At 71.1% G+C, this 13568-nt stretch carries 14 protein-coding genes and 1 pseudogene; 8 read left to right on the forward strand and 7 right to left on the reverse strand.

Going from position 1 to position 13568, the window contains the following annotated elements; genetic code table 11:
- The first annotated feature begins 196 nt into the window (after positions 1 to 196).
- Positions 197 to 631 (forward strand): nuclear transport factor 2 family protein, encoded by a 435-nt coding sequence (locus tag OHB41_RS41755; protein ID WP_266705146.1) that lies wholly within the window; start codon positions 197 to 199, stop codon positions 629 to 631.
- Between the two features lie 211 nt (positions 632 to 842).
- Here the strand turns inward: OHB41_RS41755 and OHB41_RS52100 are convergent.
- Positions 843 to 1082, reverse strand: a pseudogene (locus OHB41_RS52100) (PLP-dependent aminotransferase family protein); the annotation flags it as partial.
- A gap of 59 nt (positions 1083 to 1141) precedes the next feature.
- On the opposite strand from OHB41_RS52100, the gene OHB41_RS41760 reads away from it, so the two are divergent.
- A complete protein-coding gene (locus tag OHB41_RS41760) occupies positions 1142 to 1852 on the forward strand; it encodes an enoyl-CoA hydratase-related protein (protein ID WP_266705148.1) in 711 nt (236 codons plus the stop codon).
- Here OHB41_RS41760 and OHB41_RS41765 read toward each other — a convergent pair.
- From OHB41_RS41765 to OHB41_RS41780, 4 genes are read right to left on the reverse strand one after another with little or no spacing between them, the layout of a single operon-like run.
- Positions 1759 to 3117 (reverse strand): GH1 family beta-glucosidase, encoded by a 1359-nt coding sequence (locus OHB41_RS41765; RefSeq protein ID WP_266705150.1) that lies wholly within the window; start codon positions 3115 to 3117, stop codon positions 1759 to 1761. The two genes, OHB41_RS41760 and OHB41_RS41765, sit on opposite strands and share 94 nt — an antisense overlap.
- Positions 3118 to 3146: 29 nt before the next feature.
- Positions 3147 to 3986: a carbohydrate ABC transporter permease gene (locus tag OHB41_RS41770; RefSeq protein ID WP_266706529.1), complete on the reverse strand. Its 840-nt coding sequence runs from the start codon at positions 3984 to 3986 to the stop codon at positions 3147 to 3149.
- Positions 3987 to 4011: 25 nt separating this feature from the next.
- Positions 4012 to 5013, reverse strand: a complete 1002-nt coding sequence (locus OHB41_RS41775; RefSeq protein ID WP_266705152.1) for a carbohydrate ABC transporter permease — start codon at positions 5011 to 5013, stop codon at positions 4012 to 4014.
- 14 nt (positions 5014 to 5027) lie between these two features.
- Positions 5028 to 6341 carry an ABC transporter substrate-binding protein gene (locus OHB41_RS41780; RefSeq protein ID WP_266705154.1) on the reverse strand — a complete coding sequence of 438 codons (1314 nt, stop codon included), beginning with the start codon at positions 6339 to 6341 and terminating at the stop codon, positions 5028 to 5030.
- 168 nt (positions 6342 to 6509) lie between these two features.
- Between OHB41_RS41780 and OHB41_RS41785 the strand changes: the two genes are divergently transcribed.
- Together OHB41_RS41785 and OHB41_RS41790 are read left to right on the forward strand one after the other, a co-directional pair.
- The gene (locus OHB41_RS41785) at positions 6510 to 7832 is read left to right on the forward strand and encodes an ROK family transcriptional regulator (RefSeq protein WP_266705156.1); all 1323 of its coding nucleotides are present in this window, start codon (positions 6510 to 6512) and stop codon (positions 7830 to 7832) included.
- Between the two features lie 183 nt (positions 7833 to 8015).
- Entirely contained in the window at positions 8016 to 8858 is an 843-nt protein-coding gene (locus OHB41_RS41790; protein ID WP_266705158.1) for an alpha/beta fold hydrolase, read from the forward strand.
- 150 nt (positions 8859 to 9008) lie between these two features.
- On the opposite strand, the gene OHB41_RS41795 is transcribed toward OHB41_RS41790, so the two are convergent.
- Together OHB41_RS41795 and OHB41_RS41800 are read right to left on the reverse strand one after the other, a co-directional pair.
- The gene (locus tag OHB41_RS41795; RefSeq protein WP_266705160.1) at positions 9009 to 9968 is read right to left on the reverse strand and encodes an SDR family NAD(P)-dependent oxidoreductase; all 960 of its coding nucleotides are present in this window, start codon (positions 9966 to 9968) and stop codon (positions 9009 to 9011) included.
- Positions 9969 to 10334: 366 nt separating this feature from the next.
- Positions 10335 to 11372, reverse strand: a complete 1038-nt coding sequence (locus OHB41_RS41800) for a PHP domain-containing protein (RefSeq protein ID WP_266705162.1) — start codon at positions 11370 to 11372, stop codon at positions 10335 to 10337.
- Positions 11373 to 11505: 133 nt separating this feature from the next.
- Between OHB41_RS41800 and OHB41_RS41805 the strand changes: the two genes are divergently transcribed.
- The 4 genes from OHB41_RS41805 (at position 11506) to OHB41_RS41820 (ending at position 13483) form a co-directional block, all read left to right on the forward strand.
- Entirely contained in the window at positions 11506 to 11745 is a 240-nt protein-coding gene (locus OHB41_RS41805) for a hypothetical protein (protein ID WP_148011937.1), read from the forward strand.
- Positions 11746 to 12002: 257 nt separating this feature from the next.
- Positions 12003 to 12401 (forward strand): hypothetical protein, encoded by a 399-nt coding sequence (locus tag OHB41_RS41810; protein ID WP_266705165.1) that lies wholly within the window; start codon positions 12003 to 12005, stop codon positions 12399 to 12401.
- 3 nt (positions 12402 to 12404) lie between these two features.
- Positions 12405 to 13109 (forward strand): hypothetical protein, encoded by a 705-nt coding sequence (locus OHB41_RS41815; RefSeq protein ID WP_266705167.1) that lies wholly within the window; start codon positions 12405 to 12407, stop codon positions 13107 to 13109.
- On the forward strand, positions 13106 to 13483 hold the full coding sequence (locus tag OHB41_RS41820; RefSeq protein WP_266705169.1) for a peptidase inhibitor family I36 protein: 378 nt from the start codon (positions 13106 to 13108) through the stop codon (positions 13481 to 13483). Before OHB41_RS41815 ends, OHB41_RS41820 begins: the two co-directional genes overlap by 4 nt.
- The last annotated feature ends 85 nt before the right edge of the window (positions 13484 to 13568 follow it).

A 13568-nucleotide genomic window follows, 5' to 3' on the forward strand; every position in this document is an offset into this window, starting at 1 on the left:
GACGCGTGGGGGTCCCTGCCGGTACCCCTCACGGCAAGGACTCCCCCCGCACGGCCGTCTCCCGTTGCATGGTCAGTGCCCCGATCCGATCGGGGCAGGACCGGTCGAGGACGTACGGGCCCCGGCCGGACGATCCCTCCGGCACCGGGTTCCGGATGAGGGCTCGAGTACCGAACAGGACTGAAGGGGAAGACAGATGAGCAACCAGAGCGGGACGGTCCCGGAGAGCCGCGCGGATGTCGTGCGCGGACTGTACGACGCGCTGAGCAAGGGCGACGTGCCGGGTGTCCTGGCCAAACTCGATCCCGAGGTGATCGTCGACGAGCCGATCCAGCTGCCCTACGGCGGCGTGCACCGGGGCCGGGAGGCGTTCGTGCGGTCGGTCCTGGGCGCGATGGCGGCCCACGCCGACATCGCCATCACCGCCGCCGAGGTGTTCGAGGGGCCGACCGGTGTGGTCGGAACCCTCACCGGAACGCTCACGGCCCACACCACCGGTGAGGAGTTCCCGTTGACCATGGTCGAGATCCACCAGGTCGAGAACGGCACGGTGCGCCGGATCGACGTCTACACCAAGAACCCGCACGAGCTCGCCGCGTTCTACGCACGCGCCGAGGCGGGCACCGGCTGACGGCGGCGACGAGGCCGCGAGCCCGGCCGAGTTGTTCCACGCGGCGCGAACGCCCCGGCTCCCGCCCAGGCCGTCGTTCCGAAGACCCCCGGCCGGCAACAGCGATGCGGCGGACGGCCGTTCCCTGAAGAGGCGGCGACGGGTCGAGGAAGGCGTAGGTGCCGTCCTCGACGAACCGACAGTCGTGCGCACGGGCGAGGGCGACGAGGTGGTCACGCCGTTCCTGGTCGAGGACCCAGCCGAGCGGGTTGTGCAGCGCGGGAATCGCGTGGATCGCGCGGACGGGTCGCGTACGGCACAGACGGTCGAGCGCGGCGAGGTCGGGCCAGGTCGCCGTGACCGGGATCGGTGCCAGACCGAGCCCGTGGGCCGCGGCGAGCAGCTTGACGCCGGGGTGGCTGAGCGCGTCGACCGCGAGGACGTCACCGGGCCTGGTGAGAGAACGCAGCACGCAGTCGATGGCGACGGGGACACGCGCTGACCCGGCGGATCGAGGAGCTTCCCAAGCCCGTGATCGTCGCCGTCAACGGGCTCGCGTACGGGGGCGGTTGTGAGATCACGGAGGCGGCCCCGCCGGTGATCGCCGCGGAGCACGCCACGTTCGCCAAATCCGAGATCTCCCTCGGTTTCCCGCCGCCGTTCGGCGGCTCGCAACGGCTGCCGCGGCACATCGGGCGCAAGCGTGCCCTTGAGATGATCCTGACCGGCGATCCCGTTTCCGCCACGTGGGCAGAGCGGACCGGGCTCGTCAACGCCGTTGTCCCGGCCGGTGAACTCCTTGTCACCGCGAGGAACTTGGCCCGGCGGATCACCCGGCACGCACCGACGGCCGTGGCGGCATGCCTGCGCGCGGTCACCCGCGGCGTCAACCTGCCCATCGACGAAGGGCTCGCTCTCGAGGCGGTGTGCTTCGCGGCCACCGTGCCCAGCGAGGGCGTACGGACCGGGCTGCGGCGGTTCCCCGACCCCACGGCCGACGTCCGCTGGCTTCGACGCGAGGTCCGCTGTTCGTCGGAGCCAGCGGACGTCAGGGTCCGCACGAGCACCCGCCCGGCGCCCGGGGCCGGCGACCGCGTCCGGCGGCCACGAGAGGGGGACGCTCCCTCAGGAGGCCGCCGGGTTCCCTGCTACGCCGCGTTGCGCCCCCGTTCCCCGTACTGGCGGATGATGTCCGCGTACCGGTGTCCGCTGCCCTTCACCGTGCGCTTCTGCGTCTTGTAGTCGACGTGCACGAGTCCGAACCGCTTGTCGTAGCCGTAGGCCCACTCGAAGTTGTCGAGGAGCGACCAGGCGAAGTAGCCCGCGAGGGGGACACCCTTGCGGGCCGCCGACGCGCAGGCGGCGAGGTGGCGCTCCAGGTAGTCCGTGCGTTCCGGGTCGTCGACGGTTCCGTCGGGACGGACGACGTCGGGGTAGGCGGAACCGTTCTCCGTGACGTACAGCTTTCGGGCGCCGTAGTCGTCCGTCAGACGGTGCAGGAGGCGCTCGATGCCGGAGGCCTCGACCTCCCAGTCCATGGCGGTGCGGGGCACTCCGGGACGGCGGAGCGTGCGGACCCGGGGAATCGGTCCGGTGGGGTCGTCGGCGACGCTGGACGGGAAGTAGTAGTTGAGGCCCAGCCAGTCCAGCGGCGCGGCGATCGTCTCCAGGTCACCCGGCTGCTCGGGGAGTTCGACCCCGTACAGCTCGCGCATGTCCGCCGGGAAGCCACGGCCGTGCACCGGGTCGAGCCACCAGCGGTTGGTGTGCCCGTCGAGGCGGTGGGCCGCCGCGACGTCCTCGGGCCGGTCGGTGGCGGCCTCCACGCTGGCCAGGTTGTTCACGATGCCGACCTGGGCGTCCGGGACCGCCGCGCGGATGGCCTGGGTGGCCAGCCCGTGCCCGAGCAGGAGATGGTACGAGGCGGGGACCGCGGCCGTGATGTCCGCCAGGCCGGGGGCCATCCGCCCTTCCAGGTGACCGATCCAGGCCGAGCACAGCGGCTCGTTGAGGGTGGTCCAGTGCTTGACGCGGTCACCGAGGCGCTCCGCGACGACCGCCGCGTACGAGGCGAAGTGCAGCGCCGTCTCGCGGGCCGGCCAGCCACCGCGGTCCTGGAGCACCTGGGGCAGGTCCCAGTGGTAGAGGGTGACCGACGGGGTGATGCCCGCCTCGAGCAGGCCGTCGATCAGGGAGTCGTAGAAGTCGAGGCCCTTCGTGTTGACCTGGCCGTCACCGCCCGGCACGACGCGCGGCCACGCGACGGACAACCGATAGGCGTTGGTGCCGAGTTGGCGCATCAGAGCGATGTCCTCGCGCCAGCGGTGGTAGTGGTCGCAGGCGAGGTCCCCGTCGTCGCCGTTGTCGATCTTGCCGGGGGTGTGCGAGAAGGTGTCCCAGATGGAGGGGGAGCGGCCGTCCTCGGTGACGGCGCCCTCGATCTGGTAGGCCGACGTGGCCGTGCCCCACAGGAAGTCCTCGGGAAGTGCGGCAAGGTCGATGGTCACGGAAGTCCCTTCGGGGGTGGTGGAGTTGGTCACTTGACGGCTCCGGCCGTCAGCCCGGCGACCAGATAGCGCTGGAGCAGCAGGAACCCGGCGACCACCGGGACGCTGACCACGAGCGACGCGGCCATGATCTGGTTCCAGTACACGTTGTTGAGCGTGGAGTAGCCCTGGAGCCCGACGGCGAGTGTGCGCGTGGTGTCGTTGGTCATCACCGACGCGAACAGCACCTCGCCCCAGGCGGTCATGAAGGCGTAGACGGCGACGGCGACGATGCCGGGGATCGCGGCCGGCACGACGACCCTGAACAGCGCGCCCAGCGGGCCGCAGCCGTCCACCAGCGCCGCCTCGTCCAGGTCGCGCGGCACCGAGTCGAAGTACCCGATCAGCATCCAGATCGAGAACGGCAGCGAGAAGGTGAGATACGTCAGGATCAGGCCGCCGCGCGAGCCGAACAGGGCGATGCCCGTCGCGTTGCCGATGTTGACGTAGATGAGGAACAGCGGGAGCAGGAAGAGGATGCCGGGGAACATCTGCGTGGACAGCACGGTGACCGTGAAGGTCCGCTTGCCCCGGAACTCGTAACGGCTGACGGCGTACGCCGCGAAGACGGCGATGACCACCGAGCAGACCGTCGCCGCGCCGGCCACGATCAGCGAGTTGACGAAGTACCTGGCCAGCGGGACCGTCGACCAGATGTCGATGTACGGGCGGATGGTCAGACCGCTCGGCACCCAGCGGAACTTGCCCGAGACGTCCGCGAGCGGCTTCAGGGAACTGGAGACCATCACGTAGACCGGCACCAGGACGAAGCCCGTGAGCAGCGTCAGGAAGATTCGCCGGGACCAGAGGAAGGAGCGCGGCGGAGCCATCGGCGAGCGGTGTGCCTGCGCGGTGCTAGACATCGGCGGTCTTCCTTCCCCGGGAGGTCAGCAGCAGGTAGGCACCGGTCACCACGAGCAGGAAGAGCAGCAGCAGGACCGACATGGCGGACCCGGTGCCGAAGTTCCAGGTGACGAAGGACGCCTGGTAGATGTGGACCGAGATGAGATCCGCGGACTCCGGGGCCGTCCTGCCGAACAGGACGAACGGTGTGTTGAAGTCGTTGAACGTCCACAGGAACAGCACCAGGATCAGGACCTGGTTGACCGCCCGCAGCGACGGCAGGGTGATGCGGCGCAGCTGCTGCCACAGGCCCGCGCCGTCGAGGGCGGCCGCCTCGTACAGCTCGCCCGGGATGTTCTGCAGACCGGCCATGATGATCAGGAAGGCGAACGGCCAGCCCTTCCAGACGGAGACGACGAGCAGCGCGTAGAAGCTGTTGTCGCCGATGAGCCAGAAGGACGGCTTGTCGGTGAGGTGCAGCTGGTCGTGCAGCACGTGGTTCACCAGGCCGTTGTCGTGCTGGAACATGAACACCCAGGTGATCACCGCCGCGTACACCGGAAGGGCGTACGGGACGAGGAACAGCGCGCGCAGCAGGCCGCGCCCGCGGAAGGTGTCCTGCATGTAGATCGCGGCCGCGGTGCCGATCAGCCAGCACAGGCCGACCGAGAGCAGGGTGAAGCCGACCGTGACCATGAACGAGTGGAGCAGCGCCTTGCCGACGGGCGCGCTGAAGTCCACCGAGACCTTGTAGTTGTCGAGGCCGGACCAGGGCGCGGTGCCCCAGTCGCGGATGTAGAACTGGGTGAGCTCCTTGAAGCTCATCACGATGCCGATCACCATCGGCACCAGGTGGACCAGGAGTTCGAGGAGCAGGGCGGGCAGGAGCAGCAGGTACGGCAGTCCGATGCGGCGGATCCGCCCGGTGCGGCGCGGGCCGCGCGCCGCACCGGGGGAGTCCTTGCGCACCGTCCGCTCGCCGGAGTCGGCGGAGGCGGCGGTCGTGGTGGTCATGAGGGTGTCCGCACTCACTTCTTCGGCATCTGCTGCTGGGCCTTCTCGAGCTCGGCCTTCACCGAGGCCGTGGTGACCGGGTGTCCCGCGGCCGCGGCCGCGAACAGCTCCTTCACGGCGGTGCCGACCGCCGTCTCGAACTGGGACTCGTCGGCGACCTGCGGAAGCGCGGCCGCGCTCTTGGCCAGGGTGTCCTTGAGGACCGAGTTCGAGGGGGTGTTGAAGGCGGCGTCGCCCTGGGCGGTCTTGACCGGCGGGATCGAGCTGTACGCCGTGTTGAGGATCTTCTGCTCCGCGTCGCTGGTCATGAACTTCACGAACTTGGCGGCGCCGTCGAGGTTCTTGGAGTTCTTGAAGACGGCGAGGTTGATGCCGGCGACCATCGAGTTGACGTTCGTGCCCGTGCCGGGGGTGCCGGACTGCACGGGGACCGGCGCGATGCCGTACGCGTCCTCGCTCATGCCCTGCGACTTGAGGTTGGCGGACGCGGACTGCCACAGCAGCATGGCGTTCTTGCCCTTGGCGAAGTCGCTGACGGACTGGTTCTGCGCGTACTCGGCGTTGCCCGGCGCGATGATCTTGTCCTTCGCCATCAGCCCGACGTACTGCTGGACCGCCGCGACCACGCCGTCGTTGGTGAAGTCGGCCTTGCCGTCGGCGGTGAAGAAGTCGGCCCCGTGCTGCTTCGCGAAGACGAAGACGTGGTGGATGTTCTCCGACACGTTCGAGCCTTCGGCGCCCAGGCCCCACTTGCCGCCCTTGGACAGCTTCTTGCCGTCGGCGACCAGTTCGTCCCAGGTGGCCGGCGGCTTCGCGATGCCGGCGTCGGCGAACGACTTCTTGTTGTAGTAGAGCGCGTACGCCATCGAGTACAGCGGCACCGCGGCCGGGTCCTTGCCCTCGGCCCCCGTCGAGCCGAGCGCCGAGTCGACGAAGCGGTCCTTGCCGCCGATCTTGGCGAAGTTCTTCGCGTCCCACGGCAGCAGCGCACCGGTGGCCTGCAGGGAGGCGCTCCAGGTGTTGCCGATGTTGAGGACGTCGGGGCCCTGCCCCGAGGTGGTCGCGGTGAGGATGCGGTTCAGCAGGTCGGACCAGGGCACGACCTCGACCTTGACCTTGATCCCGCTCTGCTTCTCGAACTTGTCGAGCTCGGGCTGGAGCACCTTCTTGTCGATCTCGATGCTGGCGCCCTGGTTCGAGGCCCAGTACGTGAGCGTTTTCGGCGAGTCGTTGGACCCACCGTTCGACGAGCCGCCGCCACAGGCGGTCGCGGCGGTCAGCAGGGAGATGGTGACCGCACCGGCGGCCGCGGCTCGGATTCTGCGCATGGCTGCGTATGTCCCTTTCCCGGAGGGAGCCGAGAGGGCCGAGTCCGTTCACTTCCCGAACGACCCTCATGGCTTAATTTAGGACGTGAGTTAAGACCCGGAAGAAAGTCGCGTCAAGGGATCGCGCAGCTGTATCTTGCAGGTCGGGGCAGGCCGGAAGGGATTCACATGGCGGGGCGCAACGGTCGGACAGTGCGTGACCTGCGGCGGGGCAATCGCACCGCCGTACTGCAACGTTTGTATTTCGACGGCCCGATGAGCCGTTACGAACTGGGCCCGGCCACCGGGCTGAGTTCCGGTTCCGTCAGCAACGTGGTCGCCGAGCTCGTCGCCGACGGACTGGTGGAGGAGGCCGGAAGCGTCGAGTCCGACGGCGGACGGCCCCGCACCCTGCTGCGGGTGGCGCCCGGCAGCGGCCACATGATCGGCGTCGATGTCGGCGAGACCCGCGTCCGCGTCGAGCTTTTCGACCTGACCCTCACCGAACTGGCCCGGACCGAGCGGCGGTTGGAGCGCCAGGGGTACGAGGTCGACCGGCCCTCGCAGCGTCGGGAGTACGACGTCGACGTCATCGTCCGGCACATCCGCGACGGCATCGCCGAGGTGCTCGCCGAGGCGCGGATCGATCCGGAGCAGCTCCTCGGCGTCGGCATCGGAGTCCCCGGCATCGTGGCCCGCACCCCCGAGCGCGGCGCGGTGGTGCACGGCCAGACGATCGGCTGGGACGCCGTCCCGCTGGAGTCCCTGCTCCGTTCGACCTGCCGACTCCCCGACACCGTCCCGTACTTCGCGGACAACGGCGCCCGGACCCTCGGACAGGCCGAGATGTGGTTCGGCGCCGGACGCGGCGCGCGGAACGCGGTCGTCGTCCTCTTCGGCTCCGGCGTCGGCGCCTGTCTGGTCACGGAGGACGTGGAGAACGGCCGGTCCGTCGAATGGGGGCACCTGACCGTACGGGTCAGGGGGCGCCGTTGCCGTTGCGGCTCCCTGGGCTGTCTGGAGGCGTACGCCGGCGCGGAGGCGCTGCTCGACCGCTGGCGCGAGGAGGGCGGACGGCCGCCGGAGGGCACCGACGAGGAGACCGCGCTCACCGCGATGCTCGCGGCCGCCTACCCCGACGGGGACGCCGAGCACGACCCGGTGGCGCTCTCCGTTCTCGAGGAGACCGCCGAGTACCTGGGCGCGGGCCTGTCCGACCTGATCAACCTGTTCCAGCCCGAGCGCATCCTCATCGGTGGCTGGGCCGGACTCCAGCTCGGCACCCGCTTCCTGCCCGCCGTACGCCGGTACGCCACCTCGTACGCCCTGCGCTATCCCGCCCAGCGGGTGTCCATCGACCTCGGCCGGCTCGGACCGGACGCGGTGACCGTGGGCGCCGCGATCCTTCCTCTGGCCGACTTCTTCGCCCGGGGCGGGAGGCGTGCCGAGCCGGTGAACGAAGGGCCTTCCCCGGCCTGGCGGACCGCCCTGGAGGAGCGGGCGCCGCACTGACGCAGCAGCGTGCGCCTCGCACCGGCTCACCGGCCGACCGACACGCCGGGCCCGCGCGTCCGACGCACCGGCCCACGCGTCGCCATGACGTCCGGGGTAATCGACCCGGCACCCGTCTCCCGGAACCCTGAAGGACGTACCCGGACGCACCCCGCGTCGTGACCGGATCCCGGGAGGATTCCCATGCCGTACTTCCAGAGCCCCGTCGATGGCACCCGGCTGCACTTCGTGGACTACGGACCGGCCGAGGGCCCGGTGATCGTGTTCGTCAACGGCTCCTACTTCGGCACCGGGATGTGGGAGTTCCAGACGCTCCCGCTCGCCGACGAGGGATTCCGCTGCGTCGGTCTCGACCGGCGGGGCCACGGCCGGTCGGACGACGTGTGGGGCGGCTTCGACCTCGACAGCCTGGCCGACGACGTCGACGGTCTGCTGCGCCACCTCGACCTGCGGGACGTGACCCTGGTCGGACACTCGGTCGGGGCCGCGGAGGTCGTGCGCTGCCTCACCCGGCACCGTGGCGCACGCGTGTCCAGGGCGGCGCTGGTGGGAGGCGTGGTACCGGGCGTCGTGCGCACCGCGGATCATGCGGCGGGTGTCGATCCGGCGGTCGTCCGGGCCGGCAACGAGACCGTGCGCCGCGACCCGGCGGCCTTCTTCGCGCAGGGAGCCGACGCCTTCTTCGCCCTCGGTCTGCCGGGCAACGACCTCTCCCCGGAGTACGTCCGCAGCGCGGTCGACCGGTGCCACGGAGCGACCGCGCGCGCCGGGGCGGCCCTCAGGGAGCTGGTCGCCACCCTGGACCTCGCTCCCGAGCTGCCGAAGATCGATCTTCCGGTGCTCGTCGTGCACGGCACCCACGACACGTCCGCGCCGCTCGCCCCGACCGGCCGCCGCGCGGCGGAACTGCTGCCCGACAGCACGCTCAAGGTCTACGAGAACGCGGGCCACGGCCTCTACGCCACCCACGCGGATCTGCTCACCGCGGATCTCCGGGAGTTCGCGGGTCAGCGCCGGAGCGCGTGAGCCGCGCTCCGGCCGACGAGTGACTTCGGTTGACCGGAGTCAGCGGTCGACCGAAGAGCCACCGGTCTCGGCTTCCCCCGTTCGGGCGGGTCGGCGTGCGGGCCGACCCCCACTGCGGCGGACCCGAACCGGGGCCGACCCGAGGTCGGGTCACGCGAACGCGTTCACCCCGGTCAGCTCCGCCGACAGCTCCCACAGCCGCGCGGCCTGGTCGGGGTCGATCGCGTACTCCCGTACGCCGGTCCGCTCGCCGTCCGCGGCAGTGACCTCGGCGATGTCGCAGTCCTCGCAGTACACCCCGCCCAGACCGGCCAGTTGCGGCGAGGTCGCGGCCCACACCTGGGTCGCGGCGCCCTGGGCGGGCGACTTGAAGGCGTCCGGGTTCAGCGGCACGCCGTTCTCGTCGATCCACCCGCGCTCCATCATCTCCTCCTTGGCGAGGTGACGCTGGAGCGGCGTGAGGATGCCGCCGGGGTGGAGGGCGAAGGCGCGCACGCCGGAGTCCCGGCCGAGCCGGTCGAGTTGGACGGCGAACAGGACGTTCGCGGTCTTCGCCTGCCCATACGCCTCCCACTTGTCGTAGCCGGTGCGCCAGTGCACGTCGTCCCAGCGGATGCCCGAGTTGTGGTGGCCGGTGGAGGACACGGAGACGACCCGCGCGCCGCCGGGCTCGATCGCGGGCCAGAGCCGGTTGACGAGCGCGAAGTGGCCGAGGTGGTTGGTGGCGAACTGGGCTTCCCAGCCGGGCCCGACCCGGGTCTCCGGGCAAGCCATGATCCCGGCGTTGTCGATCACGATGTCGATGGTCCGGCCGGAGGCGAGGAACCGTTCGGCGAAGGCGCGGACGCTGTCGAGGTCGCCGAGGTCGAGCTCGTCCACTTCGACACCGTCGATGCCCGCCACCGCTTCCCGGGCCACGTCGGGGCGCCGCGCGGGGACGACGACGTGGGCGCCGGCCCCGGTGAGCGCGCGCGTCGTCTCCAGGCCGAGTCCCGAGTATCCGCCGGTGACGATCGCGAGCTTCCCGGAGAGGTCGATGCCCTGGAGGACGTCGTCGGCGGTGCTGCGGGCGCCGAACCCCGAGCCGATCTTGTGCTGTGCAGTGGTCATGCGACGACGTTACGGATTGGAGAGCACTCGAAGTCAACCGCGCGCCGGTCGGCCGCGGGCAGGAGAAAGGCCCCGACCGGACGGGGGAATCGCGGTCGGGGCCGTCTGTGGTGGGCACGGATGGCGGTCGCCTCTCGGCGAAAGGCTCCACAGGGCATCAGCCGAACGATCGTCCCTGTGGGCGAGGGTTGAGGCCCGGGGACACTGTTCCCTCCATACCCACGGTTGGTTCAACGGGGAACTACCGGCGGGTGTTCCCCCGGGACCAGGGGGAAGCGGTGATGTGGGTCACCCCGGACGTGAGGCGGAGAGGACCAGCCGCGGTGGCCGCCCGGCGGTGTGGCCCGCGCCCCACGACCACCGCCCTCAGGGCCCTGTCGTGCGCGACGGAGGCGTCCTGTCGCGGGTCCAGGCCAGCAGCTCGTCCGCGGTCCAGGTGGTGATCACCCGCTCGGCGGGCACCCCGCACTCCTCCGCCCGCGCGCAGCCGTGGATCTGCCAGTCGAGCTGACCGGGGGCGTGCGCGTCGGTGTCCACGGAGAACAGCACACCCGCGTCGACCGCACGGCGCATCAGCCGGCGCGGCGGGTCGAGCCGCTCCGGACGACTGTTGATCTCCACGGCCGTACCGGATTCGGCGCAGGCCGCGAAGACGGCGTCCGCGTCGAACTCCGACTCGGGCCGTCGGCGCCCGGTGAGCAGACGGCCCGTGCAGTGCCCCAGCACGTCCGCGAGCGGGTTGCGCACGGCGGCGATCATGCGGCGGGTCATCGACCGCGCGTCCATGCGCAGTTTGGAGTGCACCGACACCACCACGACGTCCAGGCGGTCCAGCAGCTCGGGCTCCTGGTCCAGCGACCCGTCGTCGAGGATGTCGCACTCGATCCCCGTGAGCAGCCGGAACGGAGCCCACCGACGATTGAGTTCCCCGACCACCGCCAGCTGTTCGCGCAGGCGCTCGGGGGACAGGCCCCGCGCCACGGTGAGCCGCGGCGAGTGGTCCGTGAGCACCGCCCACTCGTGTCCGAGCCGGGCCGCGGTCCCGCCCATCGCCTCGATCGGGCTGCCGCCGTCCGACCAGTCGGAGTGCAGGTGGCAGTCGCCGCGCAGCAGGGCCCGCAGCGCTTCACCACCCTGGGCGAGCGGCTCCCCGGCCGTCCGTTCCAGCTTTTCCAGATAGCCGGGCACCCGGCCGTCGAGTGCCTCCCGCACGACCTGTGCCGTCTTCGGCCCGATGCCCTTCAGCGACTCCAGGGACCCGTCGGCCGCGCGTCGCTCGACCTCGTCACGAGAGAGCCCGGCCAGCAGGGACTCGGCGGTGCGGAAGGCCCGTACGCGATAGGTGGGGGCCTGGGACCGCTCCAGCAGGAACGCGATCCGGTCCAGGGCCTCGACGGGATCCATCGGCGCCACCTTCCACCAGCTCCGCGGGCCCTTCCAGCCTCGCCCAGCCGCCGTGCGCCCGCACGGCGAGGGCGGCTCACCCGGCTGGACGCGCGCCCCCGCCCACGTGCGGGAATCGATCTACGCTCTACTCATGACCGAAATCGCGAGCCCCCACATCTCCCAACCACGGATCCTGGTGCTCGGGGTACAGCCGGGCACGCCGCCGTTCCGGATCATGGAGATCGACGGCGAAGTGGTCTGCGAGGCGAGGGCCATCACCGACGTACTCGTGACGGCCGCCGCCTACGGGATCACCGTCCACGATCTCGACGACCCGGACGTGGTGCGCTGGGTGGGTGGCGACAAGTTCACGTGGCTCCCGCGCCATTAGCGGCGGCGGTACGGCACGGGCGGCGGCACCGTTACCGGCATCGGTAGCGCCGCCGGTCGGGGGGTGGGGGAGCGCGCGGACCTGCGGGTTCTGCGCCGGTGCGAGCTGTTTCAGGAGGAATGACCCCGCACCTCGGTAAAGATCATCAATTGTCGGGAACCGCGCATGGGCCGGCGATCACGAGGGCACGGTTGATCTTGCCGGGCGAGCAGCAGCCGCTCCGGCATCCCCTCCGTTCCGTCTCCTCGGGAGTCCTCATGTTCCGTGGCTTCGCCGTGCCCGCGTCCCTCCTGGCATCGACCGCGTTCCTCGCCTCCGTCGCGGCGGGTACGGCCGCCGCGATCCCCTCGCTCTCCGCGACGTCCCCGGCCTCCGGAGCTTCGCGGGCCGGGGACGTGTGCTTCTGGACCGCGGCCGGACAACACGGCTCGTCCTGGTGCTACACCCCACCCGGCTATACGGACGTCCCGGAGTTCCTGCACGACAAGGCCGCCTCCTTCCGGTCCAACGCCGACACCGCCGTGTACGCCATCGACTGGGGCCGCGGCACCTGTTACGCCCGGCTGATCCGGGCGCACGACCTCGCCGACAACTGGCCCTGGGGCGCCCGGCTGGACGGTGTCGCCGACACCACGATGGGCTGCGAGGTCGGCTGACCCGTGCGACTCCTTCGCACGCTGTGCGCCACCACGCTGGCGGCCCTCGCGCTGGCCGGCTGCGCCACGACGCCCGCGCAGCTGACCGCGCCGCCGTTGCCCAGGTCCGAGCGTGACCGGGACGACCTCATCGACGCCGCGCAGCAGGTACTCGTGGACCGTTGCCTGGCCCGGCAGGGGCTCACCTCGCGCCGCACCTCGGACGGAGAGGACCGCCGACTGCAGGGCGCCCTGTTCGGCCGCGGCCGGCCCGAGCTGGCCGTCACCCTCGCCACCGGGTACACCGTCACCGCCCACACGGACGGCTGTCTCGCCGCCGCCCAGCGCGACCTGTACGGGGACCAGGAGCTCTGGTTCCGTACCCGGGTCGTCGTCGAAAACCTGCGGGCCGAGGCCCAGCAGCGGATGAAGCGCGACACCGGATTCCGTGCGGCGACGGCCCGCTGGACCCACTGCGCCACCCCGGCACACGGACCCCGCCCCGACCGCCCCGACCCCGCCGTCTCCGAGCGCTGCGCCCGTGGGAGCGGCCTGGCCCGGTTGCGTACGCGCCTGGAACCGGCCCTGCTGGCCCGGGTCCGCGCCGAGCGGCGCGGGCTGCTGATCGTCTACCGGCAGCTGCGCACCCGCGCACTGCACCGCGCGGCGGCGCTGTACGCCGAGCGGACCGTTCCCACCACCCGGAAGAAAGGCAGTACCTCTTCGTGAACACCAAGCGCCTCGCGCTCTCCGCCGCAGCGTCCCTGCTGGCCCTGACCGGCTGCCTGGCCCTGGCCACCCCCGCCGGCGCGGCCGACTGCCCCAGCGGGAACTTCTGCGTCTGGGAGAACGCCAACTTCGACGGCCAGCGTGCCAACTGGTCGGGGGACGACGGCTGGTGGGAGAGCTGGATCGCCGACACCGACTCCTCGTGGGCCAACCACGGACTGTCGGGACCGGGCGTCAAGGACCACGTCAAGGTCTACGAGAACGCCTGGCAGGGCGGCGCCATGACCATCTGTCTCGGACCCGGGGAGGAGGTCGGCTACAACGCCGTGGCGAACGACCGCGGCGACTCGCACACCTGGTCCATGGGCTGCTGACCGGCCGCCGACCCGCGCAGTCCGCCCACGGTGCGAGGCCGTGGGCGGACAACCGGCGGTGCGCACGCCCCGGTTGCTGAGGGCG

Source organism: Streptomyces sp. NBC_01571 (assembly GCF_026339875.1).
Classification (GTDB): domain Bacteria; phylum Actinomycetota; class Actinomycetes; order Streptomycetales; family Streptomycetaceae; genus Streptomyces.